General features: G+C 66.1%; 15 protein-coding genes. 1 reads left to right on the top strand and 14 read right to left on the bottom strand.

All coding sequences use genetic code 11. The features are described from left to right. Positions 1–10 precede the first annotated feature (10 nt). The 14 genes from AC5P5W_RS04050 to ndk form a co-directional block, all read right to left on the bottom strand. Complete coding sequence (locus AC5P5W_RS04050) at positions 11–1,003, bottom strand: restriction endonuclease (protein ID WP_197574351.1); 993 nt, start codon at positions 1,001–1,003, stop codon at positions 11–13. Positions 1,004–1,254: 251 nt separating this feature from the next. After that, a complete protein-coding gene (gene guaA / locus AC5P5W_RS04045; protein WP_005413109.1) occupies positions 1,255–2,820 on the bottom strand; it encodes a glutamine-hydrolyzing GMP synthase in 1,566 nt (521 codons plus the stop codon). Continuing rightward, entirely contained in the window at positions 2,817–3,296 is a 480-nt protein-coding gene (locus tag AC5P5W_RS04040; protein WP_197576143.1) for a hypothetical protein, read from the bottom strand. The genes guaA and AC5P5W_RS04040 overlap by 4 nt, the downstream gene beginning before the upstream one ends. Positions 3,297–3,403: 107 nt before the next feature. Next, a complete protein-coding gene (gene guaB / locus AC5P5W_RS04035; RefSeq protein ID WP_032958143.1) occupies positions 3,404–4,861 on the bottom strand; it encodes an IMP dehydrogenase in 1,458 nt (485 codons plus the stop codon). A 291-nt stretch (positions 4,862–5,152) separates the two neighbouring features. After that, complete coding sequence (folD, locus tag AC5P5W_RS04030; protein WP_049402332.1) at positions 5,153–6,031, bottom strand: bifunctional methylenetetrahydrofolate dehydrogenase/methenyltetrahydrofolate cyclohydrolase FolD; 879 nt, start codon at positions 6,029–6,031, stop codon at positions 5,153–5,155. A gap of 177 nt (positions 6,032–6,208) precedes the next feature. Then, complete coding sequence (locus AC5P5W_RS04025) at positions 6,209–8,041, bottom strand: monovalent cation:proton antiporter-2 (CPA2) family protein (RefSeq protein ID WP_046430199.1); 1,833 nt, start codon at positions 8,039–8,041, stop codon at positions 6,209–6,211. A 643-nt stretch (positions 8,042–8,684) separates the two neighbouring features. Then, positions 8,685–9,821: a molybdopterin-synthase adenylyltransferase MoeB gene (gene moeB, locus AC5P5W_RS04020; protein WP_032960765.1), complete on the bottom strand. Its 1,137-nt coding sequence runs from the start codon at positions 9,819–9,821 to the stop codon at positions 8,685–8,687. Between the two features lie 201 nt (positions 9,822–10,022). Further along, positions 10,023–11,420: a ribosome biogenesis GTPase Der gene (gene der / locus AC5P5W_RS04015; RefSeq protein ID WP_014646861.1), complete on the bottom strand. Its 1,398-nt coding sequence runs from the start codon at positions 11,418–11,420 to the stop codon at positions 10,023–10,025. A 17-nt stretch (positions 11,421–11,437) separates the two neighbouring features. Further along, positions 11,438–12,646: an outer membrane protein assembly factor BamB gene (gene bamB / locus AC5P5W_RS04010; protein WP_046430197.1), complete on the bottom strand. Its 1,209-nt coding sequence runs from the start codon at positions 12,644–12,646 to the stop codon at positions 11,438–11,440. Continuing rightward, on the bottom strand, positions 12,646–13,284 hold the full coding sequence (locus tag AC5P5W_RS04005; RefSeq protein WP_014646859.1) for a YfgM family protein: 639 nt from the start codon (positions 13,282–13,284) through the stop codon (positions 12,646–12,648). Before AC5P5W_RS04005 ends, bamB begins: the two co-directional genes overlap by 1 nt. A 64-nt stretch (positions 13,285–13,348) precedes the next feature. After that, on the bottom strand, positions 13,349–14,221 hold the full coding sequence (locus AC5P5W_RS04000) for a RodZ domain-containing protein (RefSeq protein ID WP_032960759.1): 873 nt from the start codon (positions 14,219–14,221) through the stop codon (positions 13,349–13,351). An 18-nt stretch (positions 14,222–14,239) separates the two neighbouring features. After that, complete coding sequence (pilW, locus tag AC5P5W_RS03995) at positions 14,240–15,025, bottom strand: type IV pilus biogenesis/stability protein PilW (RefSeq protein WP_197575007.1); 786 nt, start codon at positions 15,023–15,025, stop codon at positions 14,240–14,242. Beyond that, complete coding sequence (gene rlmN, locus AC5P5W_RS03990) at positions 15,012–16,217, bottom strand: dual-specificity RNA methyltransferase RlmN (RefSeq protein WP_005409296.1); 1,206 nt, start codon at positions 16,215–16,217, stop codon at positions 15,012–15,014. The genes pilW and rlmN overlap by 14 nt, the downstream gene beginning before the upstream one ends. A 10-nt stretch (positions 16,218–16,227) precedes the next feature. Continuing rightward, positions 16,228–16,653: a nucleoside-diphosphate kinase gene (gene ndk / locus AC5P5W_RS03985; protein ID WP_005409295.1), complete on the bottom strand. Its 426-nt coding sequence runs from the start codon at positions 16,651–16,653 to the stop codon at positions 16,228–16,230. A gap of 361 nt (positions 16,654–17,014) precedes the next feature. Here ndk and AC5P5W_RS03980 point away from each other — a divergent pair, with 361 nt between their 5' ends. Continuing rightward, positions 17,015–17,668, top strand: coding sequence for a TetR/AcrR family transcriptional regulator (locus AC5P5W_RS03980; protein WP_014646856.1), 654 nt, complete (start codon positions 17,015–17,017; stop codon positions 17,666–17,668). Positions 17,669–17,682 lie beyond the last annotated feature (14 nt).

The raw sequence follows: 17,682 nt of genomic DNA, 5'->3' as shown, positions 1-17,682 counted from the left end.
TTCTCCGGTGTCAGGCGGGCCAGTACAGCCGCTTTAGCGGAATAATTCGTTTGGTCTCGGCGTCGGTAGCGTCGTAGTGCTCAATCAGCGCGCGAACCACATGTTCCAGCGTCCACATGGCCAGCGGAATGGAGGCGCGATCTGCTTCGTACTGTGCGTCCTTGGTGAAGCCACTAGTACTTACGTAGAGCCCGCGATCATCCTTATGCCGACCACCAAGGAAGCTGCGAACTTCCTGACTCCCCATCTGCCCCTTACGATGCTTAACCTCTACGACAATGCGCGGATGTTCGAAGCCAAACCCATCCGGCGAGGCAACAATGTCTTTGCCTCGGTCTGAACCGGGCGGAGAGACCTGGGTCTTGTAGCCCATGGCGCGCAAGATACCGGCCACCAACTGCTGCATATCGTCCCAATCAAGTTCGTTCACACGATCTTTGATTCGCTCCACCGCCTGAGAGTCGATGTCAGCCAAGGGGTCTGTCACGACCTCCTCAGCCTCATCATCAGCTATCGGGGCCGGCTGCCCCTGAAGAGCGGCGAGAACTTCGGCAGCAGCAACTCGCGGCACCTCGAACAACGTCAAGGTGGAACCAAGACTATTCTTTGTACCGGTGCCCAAACGATCGCGCGGCAATTCCTGCGCGCGCCAGTCAACATCTCGGGCTAAAGGCAAGCCCTGCTCTGCCCAATCGGCATGATGCGTAGCGGGACCAGCAATCCTACCGATCGAGTAAATGCGGTTTGAAGGAGAATAGGTAACAACCCAATCGCCATCTCGAATGTCGTTGACGAAGCGCCACACCTGAGAAGCGCCTGACACTACCGTACCATGCTTGGCCTGGGGCTCAGCTGCCTGATAGAGGGCGATCAGCTGTTTTCGACCAACGCCAGGTTTGGCGTGAGCAGCGAGCTGATTCCAACCCACAGCAACGACACCGCGCTCTCGAAAAGCGTCATACAAGTTGCCGCCATCGCCGCGAACCATCCACATCCGTTCCATCGCGCCTCCTCCCATTCTCGAAGCCATTAATCCAGCCCGCCCCAAAACTCGGCTGTCAGCACGACGGGCTTGATACTTCGCAAGCTGTGGCTCTACGAGTCAGGACCTTGGCGAAGTGGTTACCCGCGAGATTGTATCAGCGCTCAACGGTCGTCAACGCCCCAGCTAGGCCCGCCCATTAAACTCAACTGATAGGCTCGCCCCTCCCCTAGAACGACAAGGGCGCCTCTCGGCGCCCTCGTTCTTTCAACTCACTCCCACTCAATAGTAGCCGGCGGCTTCCCCGAGATGTCATAAACAACCCGCGACACCCCCCGCAACTCATTGATGATCCGGTTGCTCACCGTCCCCAGGAACTCATACGGCAGATGCGCCCAATGCGCGGTCATGAAATCAATCGTCTCCACGGCCCGCAGCGCAATCACCCACTCATAAGCGCGCGCATCACCCACCACGCCCACCGACTTCACCGGCAGGAACACGGCAAACGCTTGGCTGGTCTTGTCGTACAGATCCGCCTTGCGCAGCTCATCAATGAAGATGGCATCGGCCTTGGCCAGCAGCTCGGCGTATTCGCGCTTCACTTCGCCCAGGATACGCACGCCCAGGCCCGGGCCCGGGAACGGATGGCGGTAGACCATGGTGCGCGGCAGGCCCAGCTCAACGCCCAGGCGGCGCACTTCGTCCTTGAACAGCTCGCGCAGCGGTTCCACCAGGCCCAGCTTCATGTGCTCCGGCAGGCCGCCCACGTTGTGGTGGCTCTTGATCACATGCGCCTTGCCGGTCTTGCTGCCGGCCGACTCGATCACGTCCGGGTAGATGGTGCCCTGCGCCAGCCACTTGGCGTTCTTCAGCTTGTTCGACTCTTCGTCGAAGATCTCAACGAACAGGTTGCCGATGATCTTGCGCTTGGCTTCCGGGTCGCTCACGCCTTCCAGCGCGGCGAAGTAACGGTCGGCGGCATTCACGCGCACAACCTTTACGCCCATGTGCTCGGCGAACATCGCCATCACCTGGTCGCCTTCCTGCCAGCGCAGCAGGCCGGTATCCACGAACACGCAGGTCAGCTTCTCGCCGATGGCCTTGTGCAGCAGCGCAGCCACCACGGACGAGTCAACGCCACCGGACAGGCCCAGGATCACTTCGTCATCGCCCACCTGCTCACGCACGCGGGCAATCTGGTCGTCGATGATGTTGGCGGCGGTCCACAGGGTCTGGCAGCCGCACACGTCCACCACGAAGCGGCGCAGCAGCGCCTGGCCCTGCAGGGTGTGGGTCACTTCCGGGTGGAACTGCACGCCGTACCAGCGCTTTTCTTCGTTGGCCATGGCGGCCACCGGAATGCGGTCGGTGGTGGCGGTGATGGTGAAGCCCGGCGGCGCAACGGAGACGTGGTCGCCGTGGCTCATCCAGACATTCAGCTTCGGCTCGCCGCCGTGGTCACTCAGGCCCTTGAACAGTGCATCGGGGTTGATCACGTTCACTTCGGCGTGGCCGAACTCGCGCTGGTCAGCGGCTTCGGTGGCACCGCCCAACTGCGCGGCCAGGGTCTGCATGCCGTAGCAGATGCCGAAGATCGGCAGGCCGCTGTCGAACACTTCCTGCGGCGCGGCCGGGGCGCCCGGCAGCGTGGTCGATTCCGGGCCACCGGACAGGATGATGCCCTTGGCGCCAAACGCGGCGATCTCGGCCGGATTGTGGTCCCAGGCCCAGATTTCGCAGTAGACGCCCAGTTCGCGGATGCGGCGGGCGATCAGCTGCGTGTACTGCGCGCCGAAATCGAGGATGAGGATCTTGTCGTTATGGATGTTGGTCATGGTGCCGTTCCAGTGGTGTTTTTCGCAGCGCCCGGCGCTTCAAGGCTCTGCGTCAGCGTGGCGATGAACGCCTCGCGTTGTTGAATATGTGAGGGGTCTTCCTCATCCCAGCGCAGCATCAGCAGGCCGTGCGGTGCGTTGGGGTTGGCGCGGTCGGCGCGCGGCAGCTCGGCGATTTCCTGCACCTCGGTGCCGGGCACGATGCGCCGTTGAAAGGCGTGCATCGGGTAACCAGATGCTTTCGCAGTACCCCAATCGGCCATCGCTGCGCTCATCCGCTTCGGCTCCAACGGCCCCAGCACCGAATCGGTCACCGGATCTTCCGGGCCAGCCCACAGCTCGGTAATGCATTGCAAGGTGACCTGCAGCGGGCGCTCGCCGGTGCCTTTCAACAGCCAGCGCTGTTCGCCAGCGGCCTGCACCTGCCAGCCCTTCGGCAGCGAGAATGCGTTCTGGCAGGCCTGTACGTCCTGCAATTGCGAAACCGCCGCGCCCGGAGACCCGGAGCGCGGCGGCGGTTCGGACAACGAACAGCCTGCCATCAGCAGGCTGCCCGTGATCGCAAGAGCAGTTCGCAAGCGCATCAGGCGCGGTAGTTCGGCGGCTCTTTGGTGATCGTCACGTCGTGGACGTGGCTCTCACGCTGGCCGGCGCCGCTGATCTTCACGAACTTGGGCTTGCTGCGCATCTCGTCGATGGTGGCGCAGCCCACGTAGCCCATGGTGGCGCGCAGGCCGCCCATCAGCTGGTGGATGATGCCGCCCACCGGGCCGCGGTACGGCACGCGGCCTTCGATGCCTTCCGGCACCAGCTTGTCGGCGGTGGCGGCGTCCTGGAAGTAGCGGTCCTTCGACCCCTTCTCCATGGCAGCCAGCGAACCCATGCCGCGGTAGCTCTTGTACGAACGACCCTGGTACAGCTCGGTCTCGCCCGGCGATTCCTCGGTACCGGCCAGCAGGCCACCGACCATGATGGTCGAGGCACCGGCGGCCAGCGCCTTGCCGATGTCGCCCGAGTAGCGGATGCCACCGTCGGCGATCAGCGGGATGCGGTCCTGCAGCGCTTCGGCCACCAGATCGATCGCGGTGACCTGCGGCACGCCGACGCCGGCGACGACGCGGGTGGTGCAGATCGAGCCCGGGCCGATGCCGACCTTCACTGCGTCCGCGCCGCTGTCCAGCAGCGCCAGTGCGGCTTCGCCGGTGCAGATGTTGCCACCGATGACCTGCACGTTCGGGAAGTTCTTCTTGACCCAGCTGACGCGGTCCAGCACGCCCTGCGAGTGGCCGTGCGCGGTATCGACCACGATCACGTCCACGCCGGCGGCGACCAGCGCTTCCACGCGGCGATCGGTATCGCCACCCACGCCGACGGCAGCGCCGACCAGCAGGCGGGTCGACAGATCCTTGGCAGCGTTGGGGAAGTCGGTGTTCTTCTGGATGTCCTTGACGGTGATCAGGCCACGCAGTTCGAACGAATCATTGACCACCAGCACCTTTTCGATGCGGTTGCGGTGCAGCAGCTGCAGCACTTCGTCAGACGCGGCGCCTTCCTTGACCGTGATCAGGCGATCCTTCTTGGTCATGATGTGGCGGACCGGATCGTCCAGCTCGGTCTCGAAGCGCATGTCGCGGTGGGTCACGATGCCGGCCAGCTGGCCGTCGCTGCCCACCACCGGCACGCCGGATATGTTGTGCGCCTGGGTCAGGGCCAGCACGTCGCGGATGGTGGTTTCCGGGCCGACGGTGATCGGGTCGCGGATGACACCGGCCTCGAACTTCTTGACCTTGGCCACTTCCGCGGCCTGCTGTTCCAGGCTGAGATTCTTGTGGATGATGCCCATGCCGCCGAGCTGGGCCATGGCGATGGCCAGGCGGGCTTCGGTGACGGTGTCCATCGCGGCGGACAGGATCGGAAGCTTCAGCTTCAGGTCTCGGGTCAACCGCGTTTCGAGGTTGACGTCCTTGGGCAGGATGGTCGAGTGGGCGGGGACGAGCGAGACGTCGTCGTAAGTGAGTGCTTCAGCCTGGATGCGCAGCATCGGCATACCCGAGATGTGGGGAAGCGCGACATTTTACCCTGTTTTCGCGCCGCGTGGCAGGGGGTAGATGCGACGCAGTGTCGCGCCGGCGGCGATTGGTTCAGGGCGACGAACCGGGGCCACGCGCCGCCTGGGAACCCCCACGGAACCGCCTTTGGTAGGTGCCAACCTTGGTTGGCACGATCCGTCCGGCACCGGCACCCCAGATGGGCCGATGGCCCCGATGGATGTGTGCCAACCAAGGTTGGCACCTACCAGGAGCAGGCCAACGGTTGCCCCCACCCCAAAAGGTCAGCTCAGCGCTTCCGCCGCTTCCAGGGTGTTCTGCATCAACGTGGCCACGGTCATCGGGCCCACGCCACCCGGCACCGGGGTGATCCAGCTCGCCCGCTGGGCAGCCGCCTCAAACCCGACATCGCCCACCAGGCGGCCGTCATCCAAGCGGTTGATGCCGACGTCGATCACCACCGCGCCCGGCTTCACCCACTCGCCCGGCACGATGCCGGGGCGGCCTACCGCCACCACCAGGATGTCCGCGTTGCGCACGGCCTGTTCCAGCACGTCCTTGGGGGTGAACTTGTGGCAGCTGGTCACGGTGCAGCCGGCAATCAGCAGCTCCAGGCCCATCGGCCGGCCCACATGGTTGCTCACGCCCACGATGGTGGCGTTGCGGCCGCGCACCGGCTGGTCGGTGTGGCCCAGCAGCGTGGTGATGCCGCGCGGGGTGCACGGGCGCAGGCCGAACTCGCGCAGGGCCAGGTGGCCGACGTTTTCCGGGTGGAAGCCGTCCACGTCCTTGCGCGGGTCGATGCGCTGGATCAGCCGGCGCGCATCGGGGATGCCCGGCAGGGGCAGCTGGATCAGGATGCCGTTGATCTTCGGATCGGCGTTGAGCTGGTCGATCAGGTCGAGCAGCTCGGCCTCGGTGGTACCGGCCGGCAGGTCGTAGTCATGTGCTTCGATGCCGACCTTCTCGGCGGCGCGGCGCTTGTTGCGCACGTACACGGTCGAGGCCGGGTCGCCCCCCACCAGCACTACGGCCAGGCCCGGGCGGCTGCCACCGGCGGCAACGCGGGCATCGACGCGCACCTTCAGGCTATCGAGCAGGTCCTCGGCGATGCGGCGGCCATCAAGGATGCGGGCAGGATGCTGGGGGGCGGAATCGGTCATCGGGAGCAGGCGTGGGGCGGCGGGGACGCTATTGTCCCTGATTCAGGCCCCCTCGCCCACCGCAGGATGGGGTCCTGACGGGGTCGGATCCCTTTGCCACGGGCAAAGGGCTCTGACCCCAGCACGACGTAGCGGGTCAGAGCCCTTTCCGCTGGAAAGGGATCCGACCCGCAAACGTTATTCTTCCTCTTCCGGCACGTCCTGCGGGTTCAACGTCTTGCTCGCCCGCTTCGGCGCGGTGAACGGCGTCGGCGTCGGCACGCCCTGGCCTGAATTGCCGAACACCATCTTGGCGCCGGCATTCAAGCCACCACCGGCAATCTCCAGCTCGAACCGCTCGGCATCGCGGCGCCGGATCTGCTCGGCAATCTCCACCGCGTCGTCTTCATCCGCACCCAGTTCCACCAGCGCGGCCTGGCCGAACAACACCGCCGATTCAAACGTCTCGCGGATCTGGAAATCGACACCGGCATGGATCAGCCGCAGCGAATGCTCGCGGTCGAACGAGCGCACCATCAGCTTGGCCTGCGGGAACTCGTGCGACACCAGTTCGACGATGCGGTCGGCGGCCTCGGCCTTGTCCACGCACACCGCAATCGCACGCGCGGTGGCCGCGCCCGAGGCATGAAGCACGTCCAGTCGCGTACCGTCGCCGTAGTAGATCTTGAAACCGAAGCGCGCGGCGCTCTGGATCATCTCCACGTCGTTGTCGATGATGGTCACGTCCACGTCGCGCGCCAGCAGCGACTGGCTGGCGACCTGGCCGAAGCGGCCGAAGCCGATCAGCAGCACACTACCGGACAGGCCCTCGGCCTCGTCCACGCCGTCCATGTTCACCGTCGGCTTCGGCGCGATGCGCTTGTAGACCAGCACCACCAGCGGGGTCAGCGCCATCGACAGCACCACCACGGCGGTGAAGTTGGCATTGATCTCCAGGTTGATCACGCCGGCTGAGGCAGCAGCGGAGAACAGCACGAAGGCGAACTCGCCGCCCTGCGCCATCAGCACGCCCCGGTCCAGCGCCTGCGCGTGGTCGCTGCCCATGATGCGCGCGACCACGTAGATGCACAGCGCCTTGGCCACCATCAGCGCTAGCACCAGGCCGAGGATCAGCTGCCAGTTGCCAGCCACCACGCCCAGGTCCAGCGCCATGCCCACGCTGAGGAAGAACAGGCCCAGCAGGATGCCGCGGAACGGTTCGATGTCCGCCTCGATCTGGTGGCGGAAGGTCGACTCGCTCAGAAGCACGCCCGCGAGGAACGCGCCCATCGCCATCGACAGGCCGGACAGCTGCATCAGCAGCGCCGCGCCCAGCACCACCAGCAGCGCGGCGGCGGTCATCACCTCGCGCGCCTTCGATTCGGCCAGCACGCGGAACAGCGGATTGAGCAGGAAGCGGCCGACCAGCACCAGGCCGACGATGGCGCCGACGCCGATCGCTACCGACAGCCAGCGTGAGCCTTCGCCGTCGGCGCTGCCCGCGCTCGGACCCATCCAGGCCACCAGCGCCAGCAACGGCACGATCAGCAGGTCCTCGAACAGCAGGATGGAGACGATCTTCTGCCCCGACGGCAGCGCGATGTCACCGCGCTCGGCCAGCAACTGCATCACCACTGCGGTGGAGGTCAGCACAAAGCCGGTGGCACCGATGAAAGCCACCTGCCACGGCAACCCGAACAGCTTGGCGATGCTGGTCAGCACCAGCGCACAGGTGACGATCTGCAGCGTGCCCAGCCCGAAGATTTCCTTGCGCAGGCTCCACAGGTGCGAGGGCCGCATTTCCAGGCCGATCACGAACAGGAACATCACCACGCCGAGCTCGGCGGTATGCAGGATCGCCTGCGGGTCGGAGAACCAGCCCAGCCCGAACGGTCCGATCGCCAGGCCAGCGGCGAAGTAGCCCAGTACCGAGCCCAGGCCGGCCCGACGGAACAAAGGCACCATCACCACCGCCGCGCCCAACAGGGCGACGACCTTGACCAGCTCGCTGGTCGCTGCTTCTACCGCCATGCGGTGTGTTCCCCAAGATCCAGAATCGCGTTCAACAATAGAGCAATGCCGATGACGGCAATAGCACGCATGTTGCGCCGGATTGTCTTGGAAGTAGAACGATGCCAGGAGAAACCCCGCGCATCGTCCCGAAACCATGCACGTGACTGTAGAGCCGAGCCCACGCTCGGCTGCTTCTGCTATGTGCGAAAAGCAGCCGAGCACGGGCTCGGCTCTACAGTAGATCCACGCCATGCGCGGATGACGCCCCGGCCAGCCTCACCCACCCCGGCAGAACGCGGCGTAATCGATATATCCCGGGAACGGCACGCCCGGCGCGCACACCGCGCAATGCGGGTCCGGCCGGATGCCGGATCCCGAACCCATGCACCCGCTTCGGTAGGTGCCAACCTTGGTTGGCACGAAAACGCCGACTAAGGTCGGATCTACCAAGGCATTCGCCGGCCAGCCTCACCCACCCCGGCAGAACGCGGCGTAATCGATATACCCCGGGAACGGCACGCCCGGTGCGCACACCGCGCAATGCGGGTCCGGCCGGATGCCGGATCCCGAGCCCATGCACCCGCTTCGGTAGGTGCCAACCTTGGTTGGCACGAAAACGCCGACCAAGGTCGGCATCTACCAAGGCATTCGCCGGCCAGCCTCACCCACCCCGGCAGAACGCGGCGTAATCGATATATCCCGGGAACGGCACGCCCGGCGCGCACACCGGGCACTGCGGGTCCGGCCGGATGCCGGTCTCGCGGAAGCGCATGCCCAGCGCGTCGAAGCGCAGCAGTCGGCCGACCAGCGGCTCGCCGATGCCCAGCAGCAGCTTCAGCACTTCGGTGGCCTGCAGCACACCAGCCAATCCCGGCAGCACACCCAGCACACCGGCCTCGGAGCAGTTCGGCGCGAACTCCGGCGGCGGTGGCTCCGGGAACAGGCAGCGGTAGCACGGCGCCACGCCGCGCTGGCGGCCAGCGTCAAACACGCTTACCTGGCCGTCAAAGCGCTCGATGGCGGCATACACCAGCGGCGTGGCGTGCTTGATGCAGGCGTCGTTGAGCAGGTAGCGCAGCGGGAAGTTGTCCGACCCATCCAGCACCACGTCCACGCCCTCCAGCAGCGCATCCACGTTCTCGGACGTGACCCGCTCAGGCACCGCCTCGACGTCGATCGACGGGTTCAACGCCAGCAGCCGCTCGCGCGCCGAATCGACCTTGAACTGGCCGACGCTGGCTTCGGTATGCACGATCTGGCGGTGCAGGTTGCTGCGCTCCACGCGGTCGTGGTCGGCGAAGCGCAGGTGCCCTACCCCGGCGGCGGCCAGGTAGAACCCAGCCGGTGCGCCCAGCCCACCCGCGCCCAGCACCAGCACGCGCGACTGCTGCAGCCGGCGCTGCCCGGCCTCGCCCACCTGCGGCAGCAGCAGGTGGCGCGAATAGCGATCAAAGAAGTCACGGTCGGCAGCACTGGCCAGCGGCTGCACTAGCGGCAGCGACTGCTCGCGCCAGGCCACGGTGCCGCCCGTCACGGAAGCCACGTGGGTGTAGCCGGCCTCCAGCAGGAACTGCGCGGCATCGGCCGAGCGCTTGCCGCTCTGGCAGATCAGCAGGATCTCCTGGTCATGCCGCGGCAGATGCGCGGCCGGGTCGGCCTGCAGCTCGCCCTTGGCCACGCCGCGCGCGCCCTCGGCCATCCCGCCGGCCCGTTCGTGCGCTTCGCGCACATCGATCAGCACCGCGCCATGGGCCAGGCGCTCGCGTGCCTGCGCGGGGGAAAGCTCTTGGATGCTCATGGCGGCATTATCGCGCACGTGGCGGCAGGCCGCCTTGACCAGCATCTGTAGAGCCGAGCCTATGCTCGGCTCTACGGGTCCACCGCAGGCCTGCGGTAGCGCCCGCCCTGCCCCCGGGTCAGATCCCTTTTCCGGAGGAAATGGGATCTGACCCCATTCTCCGCAACGAAAAAGGCGGCCCTGCGGCCGCCTTCTCGTGAATCACTTGCCCTTGACGTGCTTCATCAAGCGCCGCTTGGCCTTGACCTGCCGCTCGGTGAGGACGTTCTTCTTGCCCTCGTACGGGTTGGTACCCTCGCGGAAGATGAAGCTCACCGGCGTGCCGATCAGCTTGAAGCGCTTGCGGAAGAAGTTCTCCAGGTAGCGCTTGTACGACTCCTGCAGTTCCTTCAGGCGCGTGCCGTGCACGATGAAGGTCGGCGGGTTGGAACCGGCCGGGTGCACGTAGCGCAGCTTGGAGACATGGCCGCGGATGGTCGGCGGCGGATTGGTCTCGTAGGCCACTTCCAGCGCCTTGTTCACTTCGCTGGTGGTGAAGGTCTTGTTCGCCGATTCGTGCGCGCGGTGCACCGCGCGGAACAGCTCACGCAGGCCCGAACCATGCTTGGCCGAGATGCGCACCGACTCTGCCCACGGCACGAAGCCCAGCTTCAGCGACAGCATGGTTTCAGCCTGCTCGCGCTGGTACTCGGTCAGGCCATCCCACTTGTTGATGGCGATCACCAGCGCGCGGCCGGCATCGAGCACGGCACCGAGCACGGTGGCGTCCTGGTCGGTCACGCCTTCGGTGGCGTCGAGCATCAGCACGGCCACCTGGCACTGCTCGATCGACTGCATGGTCTTGACCACCGAGAACTTCTCGACGACCTCGTCCACGCGCGACCGACGGCGCAGGCCGGCGGTATCGATCAGGCGGTACTCGCGGCCGTCACGCTCCAGGTCCACCGCGATCGAGTCGCGGGTGGTGCCCGGCACGTCGGAGGCGATCATGCGCTCCTCGCCGAGGATGCGATTGACCAAGGTCGACTTGCCCACGTTCGGGCGGCCGACGAAGGCGATGCGGATGCGGTTCGGATCGTTGTCCAGCTCTTCGCCGCTGCCTTCTTCCGGCAGGCGCTGGATCACTTCGTCCAGCAGGTCGTCCAGGCCCTGGCGATGCGCGGCCGACACGGTCAGCATCTCGCCGAAGCCGTAGCGGGCGAACTCCGAACGCACGGTGTCCTCGTCTGTGCCGTCGATCTTGTTGATCAGCAGCAGCGTCGGGCGCGACAGCTTGCGCAGCCAGGCCAGGATCTCGTCGTCCATCGCCGAGGTACCCTCACGGGCGTCGACCACGAACAGGATCAGGTCGGCTTCCGCCGCAGCGGCGCGGGCCTGGCGGGTGGTAGCCCCTGCCAGACCCTCTTCCTCTTCCGCGATACCGCCGGTGTCGACGACGAGGAAATGATTGTCCTCGTCCAGCCGGCAGACACCGTAGTTGCGGTCGCGGGTGACGCCGGGCTGGTCATGGACCAGCGCGTCACGGGTGCGGGTAAGCGCATTGAAAATAGTCGACTTGCCGACATTCGGCCGTCCAACCAGGGCGACCAAAGGCAGCATCGCGATTACTCCAATTTTTAATTTGCCAACCGGAAGGCGGTCAGCTTGCCATCAACGTTCTGCACCAGCAGCACCCCGTCTGCGACGACCGGCTGGGCCAGCAGGGCGTCGCCGCCACTTTTTGCCCGTGCCGCCATCGCACCATCGGACGCCTGCAACCAGTGCACGTATCCCTTGTAGTCGCCGACCACCACGTAGTCGCCGTGCAGCGCCGGGCCGGTCAGCGAACGACGGGCCAGCGCGGTCTGCGACCACATGGCCGCGCCGCTGGCCTTGTCCAGGCCGAACACGCCGCCCTTGTTGTCGGTGACGAACACGTTGCCCGACGACACCGCCACGCCACCGGCACCGCCATGGTCGCGCGCCCACAGCGGGCGACCGGTCGGGCCTTCGATGGCCATGGTCTGGTTCTTGAAGCTGCTCACGTAGAGGGTGTTGCCCTCCAGCACCGGAGCGCCGTCGACGTCGGCCATGCGCTCCAGCTCGGTGCGGCCTTCGCCGTTGCCGAGGTTCTGTTCCCACAGCGTGCGGCCATCCTGCTGGGCCAGGGCCGCAACCGCGCCCTCGTCCTTGCCGATGAACAGCACGCCCGGGCCGGTCACCACCGGCGCGTTGCCACGCACGGTCAGCGCCGGCAGCTCGCTCGGGTTGAACCACTTCTGGGTGCCGTTGCCGGCATCGAAGCCGGTAACGCGGCCGTCGTTGCTGCGCACGTAGACCATGCCCTGGGCCACGGCCGGCGCGGCGATGACTTCACCCGGAACACGGGCGCGCCACTTCTCGCTGCCATCGTTGATATCCAGCGCGATGACCTGGCCATCCAGCGTGCCGATCACGACCAGGTTCTCACCGACACCCGGGCCGCCGGACAGGCGCAGCTTGGCCTTCTTCTTTTCCTTCTTCGGCTCCCAGGTCCAGACCTTCTTGCCGGTCTGCAGGTCGATGGCGTGCACGCCACCGGTGATCGCGGCAGCAAACACGTGGCCGTTGGCGACCGCCGGGCCCTGGCGCACGCCGATGCGGCGCTCGCCCTTGCCGAGGTTGACCGACCAGGCCTTGCTGACCTTCACGGTCGGCTCGAACTTGACCAGCTCAGCCGGTTCCTGTGCCTTCTTCGCGGCCGCGTCCTTGCCGGCGAACCAGCCCTTCATGGTGCTGCAGCCGGTCAGGGCCATGCCCATCAGGAGCACGGTGGCGACGCGGGTGATCATGACCTTCTGACTCATCAAACCGACTCCGCAGGGGCGGCGACGGTGCCGCCGGCGTCCATAACCTTGGTTTCCAGCAGGCGCCGCTGCGGCGCTGCCACGTCCAGCGTCTTCAGCGCCTTCTCGTACTGTGCACGGGCCTCATCACGCTTGCCCTGCGCCATCAGCGCATCGCCATGGATTTCCAGGCTGCTGCTGTCGGTCGCGCTGCCCAGCAGCTTGATGGCCTCGTCGCTCTTGCCGGTGGCCACCAGCAGGCGGGCCACACGCTGGTCGACCACGCGCTGCAGGTCACCTTCGACCTTCACATTGCGCAGGGTCGCCAGTGCCTCTTCATTCTTGCCGGCGTCGACCTGGGCCTTGGCCAGCTGCAGCGCCGCGAGGTCGCCGTAGATGCTGGACGGGCCGGCTTCGAGCGCCTTGACCGCCTTGGCGGCGTCGTCAAGCTTGTTCTGCTGCAGGCCCTGCAGGGCCTTCTGGTACTCGACATTGGCCGAGGCCAGCTTGCCGCCCTGATCCTTCTGGTACCACTGCCAGCCAGCAATGGCACCGATGGCGATGACTACGCCACCGAGGATGCTGGCGCCATTCTTCCGCAGCCAGCTGCGGACGCGTTCACTTTGTTCGTGCTCGTCGAGCAGATCGTCGATCGCCATGCGTACTCTCGCCCCGCCCGTCGGGAGGGACCATTGGGATTATCGAAGGTGGTGAAACCGCGCCTCAGTGCGAAACCGGGACAACGGAGCCTTCAGAGGATACCTGAAAGCGTGCCACGTTGGCTCGCTGGTAGGGGGTCAGATCGACGATAGCGCCGTTCTGCTGAACCTGGACCGCCGAGGCGTTGCCCAGGGTCACCCGGGTCACCTGGCCCGGCGTGAAGCTGCGGGTCTCGCCGGACCTGATCAGCGCCTTCTCGACGGTGCTGCCGTCCGGGCCGCCGATGTCGACCCAGCTGTCGCCGCTGAACTGCATTTCCAGCGCGTTGCCGGCAGCCGCCGGAGCCGGCGCCGGGCGCGGCACCGGGGCCAGCGAGGCCACGTACGGGGTGGCCGCGGGCTTGCTGGCCGGGGCAGTGGCCGCTTCGGCCGGCGCGACAGCCTCGGCACCGGCCGTGGACGGGGTGACCGGCACGGCGGCCGGGATCACATCCAGCGAGGCGGTGCTCGGCGACGGGGTCGCGCTGCCGTCGAAGTGGCCACGGGTGGCGAACCACACCGGCACCGCCAGCACGGCGGTGATGCCGACATACAGCACGCGCCGGCCGAGGTTCTCGGCGATGCGGCGCGCACGCGGGGTATGGGTATGGCTGACCAGGGTGGGCGGAACCACCGGGCCGACCTGGGCCTGTTCCAGCAGCTGGCCGACATCCACGTCGAGCAGGCGCGCATAGCTGCGCAGCTGGCCACGCACGAACACCGGCGCCCCCAGCTTCTGCCATTGTTCCTCTTCCAGCGACTTGACCACCTGGACCGGCATGCGCAGGCGCGAGCCGACATCTTCGAGGGTCAGTCCGGCCGCTTCGCGGGCCTGGCGCAGGCGGGTGCCGCAGCCGGCCGCAGTCTCGAGAGCGCTCACAGTCTGGTCATCAATCACAATGCATCAACCCTGGAGTTAGGAGCCCGCGTCCTGCGGAAATTCCTGTCGAATCCGCTGCAGATAACGATCAGATGCCGCCCGATCGCCCAGCTTCACTTCGATTTGAGACGCAAGTTGTAACACGGAACGCGTTGCGGGTGCAGCCGCAATCCTACGTTCGGCGAAGGCCCGGGCCTCCATGTAGCGGCCCTGGCGGTAGCTCAGCTGGGCCATCGACTCCAGCGCGACCGGGTTGGCCGGGGCCGCCACGAGCGCGGCACGCAGGTCGCGTTCGGCACGTTCAAGCTGGCCCACATCCAGTGCGCAGCTGCCGGCATTGGCCTGGGCTTCGCCCGGGGTGGCATAACCCGGCGCCTGCAACGCGCGGTCGAACCAGACCAGCGATTCGGCCGGCTGGCCCTGCTGGCACAGCCAGGCACCGTAGTTGTTGAGCACGTCGCCGCGCTGCGGCGCCAGTTCGGCGGCCTTGCGGAAGTTCTCGCCGGCCTGGCGGGTGCGGCCACGACGGTCATCGATGCCGGCCTGCAGCACCAGCGCATCGGGCGCCTCGGGCGCCAGCTTCAGTGCTTCGCGCACCTTGCGCTCGGCGGCATCGAGATTGCCGACCTGCATGTCGCGGGTCGCCAGCGTCAACAGGTCGCGCCAGCGCACTTCGCGCCGCACGCTTTCCGGGTCACCCACCGAGTAGACCGGCGCCTGGCTCGGGCCGAGCTTGGCCTTGGGATGGGATTTGCAGCCGCCGACCGCAACGGCCAGCACGCCTGCGAGAAGCGCCAGCCAGAGGCGGTCAGGCCGCGGCATCGCTCCCCTTCCCCGCCTGCAGCGTCTTGTTGAACTCCGCCTGGCGGCGGGTGCGGTCCATCACCTGGCCCTTGAGCTGGCCACAGGCGGCGTCGATGTCGTCGCCACGGGTGCGGCGGACCATGGTCAGCACGTTGCTGTCGAGCAGGATCTTCTGGAAGGCGCGGATGTGCGCTTCTTCCGAACGCTCGTAGCGGGTGCCCGGGAACGGATTGAAGGGAATCAGGTTGACCTTGCCCGAATCCTTGGCCTGCACCGCGTTGTCGAACTGGCGCATCAGGCGGGCCAATTCGCGGGCATGCTCGGGCTTGTCGTTGATGCCCTTCATCAGGGTGTATTCGAAGGTGACCGATTCGCGGCGCTTGTTGGCGCGCAGGTAGCGTGCGCACGAGGCCATCAGCTCGGCGATCGGGTACTTCTTGTTGAGCGGCACCAGGGTTTCGCGCAGCGCATCGTTCGGCGCATGCAGCGACACCGCCAGCGACACGTCGCTCTCGGCGGACAAGCGGTCGATCTGCGGCACCAGGCCGGAGGTCGACAGGGTCACGCGCTTGTTGGCCAGGCCGTAGCCCAGGTCGTCGCGCATCACGCTCATGGCGCGCACGACGTTGTCGAAATTCATCAGCGGCTCGCCCATGCCCATCATCACCACATTGGTGAGGCGGCGCATCTGGTGCGGCACGTTACCCAGGTGGCGCGCGGCAACCCATACCTGGCCGATGATCTCGGCGGTGGTCAGGTTGCGGTTGAAGCCCTGGGTGGCGGTGGAGCAGAACGTGCAGTTCAGGCCGCAACCGACCTGCGAGGACACGCACAGCGTGCCGCGGGTCTTGTCCGGGATGTACACGGTCTCGATGGCGTTCTTGCCATCCACGCCCATCGCCAGCAGCCACTTGTGGGTGCCGTCGGCGGAGGGCTTGTCGAACACGATGTTCGGAACCAGCACCTCGGCATGGGCCTGCAGCTTGGCGCGCAGGACCTTGCCGAGGTCGGTCATTTCATCGAAATCGGTGACGTAGCGATGGTGGATCCACTTCATCACCTGGTGGGCACGGAACTTCTTTTCGCCGAGAACCTCGACGAAAAACTTCTCCAGGCCCGCGCGATCGAGGTCGAGCAGGTTCTGCTTGCCAGCCGTGGGTGCCGACTTCGGCAGCGGCTGGATGGCGGGGGACTGTACGACCTCGTTCACGGCATTACTCTCAGCGCGAAACGACTTCGGTGGCGGCGAAGAAGTAGGCGATTTCAATCGCGGCATTCTCGACCGAGTCCGAGCCGTGGGCGGCGTTGGCATCGATGGATTCGGCGAAGTCGGCGCGGATGGTGCCCGGCGCGGCTTCCTTCGGGTTGGTGGCGCCCAGCAGGTCGCGGTGGGCCAGGACGGCGTTCTCGCCTTCCAGGGCCTGGATCATCACCGGGCCGGAGATCATGAACTCGACCAGCGCGTTGAAGAACGGACGCTCGCGGTGCACGGCGTAGAAGCCTTCGGCTTCACGGCGCGACAGCTGCTTGTACTTGGCGGCCACGACTTTCAGGCCGGCCTTCTCGAAGCGGGCGTAGATTTCGCCGATGACGTTCTTGGCAACGGCGTCCGGCTTGATGATCGAAAGGGTGCGCTCCAGCGCCATGGGATGTCTCCAATGGAATCGGGCCGCTGATGGCCCGAAGGGTAACATGAAAAAAACCCGCGTCGGGACGCGGGCTTAGCCTGATAAACGTAGGCGAATTGTAAAAGATAAAGCGGCGGCATGGTAGTGCCGGTCGCCGGCCGGCAAACCCTCATGGCAGGGGTCAGATCCCCACAGGGGCTCTGACCCCATTCCGGGCCCAGTGTCGGGGTCGGAGCCCCTGCGGGGATCCGACCCCTACCCCATTCACCCAGCTGAGTGGATTCTGACCGTCCGGGCCATTTTTGCTGCACTGCAAAATGCCATACGCTACCGTCTGGTCCTAGTATCAAACAATCGTTTGATTAAGGTCCGCCCGCCGATGGCCAAACCCGCCCACTTCTCGACCAAGGACCGCATTCTCGGCGCGGCCGAGGAGCTGTTCGCACAGCACGGCTTCGCCGGCACTTCGCTGCGCCAGGTGACCAGCCAGGCCGACGTCAACATCGCAGCGGTCAACTACCACTTCGGCTCCAAGGAGAACCTGGTCAACGAGGTGTTCCGCCGCCGCATGGACGAGATGACCGGCGCCCGCCTGTCGCAGCTCGAACGCGCCCGCAGCGAACACCCCGGGCAGCTGCGCCCGGTGCTGGCCGCCTTCGTCGAGCCGGCATTGGCGCTGGCCCAGGACCGCCAGAACGGCGGTGCCTTCGTGCGCGTGATCGCCCGCGCCTACGCCGAGAAGAACGACAACCTGCGCAAGTTCCTGTCCGACCACTACGGCCATGTGCTGCGTGCGTTCGGCAAGGCCATCGGCGAGTGCGTACCCGACCTGAGCAAGGAAGAGCTGTACTGGCGCCTGGATTTCCTGGCCGGCTCGCTCACCTATGCCATGGCCGACTTCGGGCTGATCAAGCGTCCCGCCGGTGTCACTGAAGCGGCGCATCGTGCCCATGCCGCCCACGAACTGATCCATTTCGCCGAAGCCGGGTTCCGCGCCGCCGCTCGCGCCAGCGCCCTGCCCGCTTCCCTTTGATTCCACCCAGTAAC

This window comes from Stenotrophomonas sp. YJH_SMC_123, assembly GCF_059368215.1.
The sequence above is the reverse complement of the archived record's forward strand: the minus strand, read 5'-3'. Positions and strand labels throughout refer to the sequence as shown.

Coding starts and splice junctions, on each gene's coding strand:
- AC5P5W_RS04050 (WP_197574351.1), bottom strand. CDS start 1,003: ATGGAACGGATGTGGATGGTTCGCGGCGATGGCGGCAACTTGTATGAC.
- guaA (WP_005413109.1), bottom strand. CDS start 2,820: ATGACCAACATCCATAACGACAAGATCCTCATCCTCGATTTCGGCGCG.
- guaB (WP_032958143.1), bottom strand. CDS start 4,861: ATGCTGCGCATCCAGGCTGAAGCACTCACTTACGACGACGTCTCGCTC.
- folD (WP_049402332.1), bottom strand. CDS start 6,031: ATGACCGATTCCGCCCCCCAGCATCCTGCCCGCATCCTTGATGGCCGC.
- AC5P5W_RS04025 (WP_046430199.1), bottom strand. CDS start 8,041: ATGGCGGTAGAAGCAGCGACCAGCGAGCTGGTCAAGGTCGTCGCCCTG.
- moeB (WP_032960765.1), bottom strand. CDS start 9,821: ATGAGCATCCAAGAGCTTTCCCCCGCGCAGGCACGCGAGCGCCTGGCC.
- der (WP_014646861.1), bottom strand. CDS start 11,420: ATGCTGCCTTTGGTCGCCCTGGTTGGACGGCCGAATGTCGGCAAGTCG.
- bamB (WP_046430197.1), bottom strand. CDS start 12,646: ATGAGTCAGAAGGTCATGATCACCCGCGTCGCCACCGTGCTCCTGATG.
- AC5P5W_RS04005 (WP_014646859.1), bottom strand. CDS start 13,284: ATGGCGATCGACGATCTGCTCGACGAGCACGAACAAAGTGAACGCGTC.
- pilW (WP_197575007.1), bottom strand. CDS start 15,025: ATGCCGCGGCCTGACCGCCTCTGGCTGGCGCTTCTCGCAGGCGTGCTG.
- ndk (WP_005409295.1), bottom strand. CDS start 16,653: ATGGCGCTGGAGCGCACCCTTTCGATCATCAAGCCGGACGCCGTTGCC.
- AC5P5W_RS03980 (WP_014646856.1), top strand. CDS start 17,015: ATGGCCAAACCCGCCCACTTCTCGACCAAGGACCGCATTCTCGGCGCG.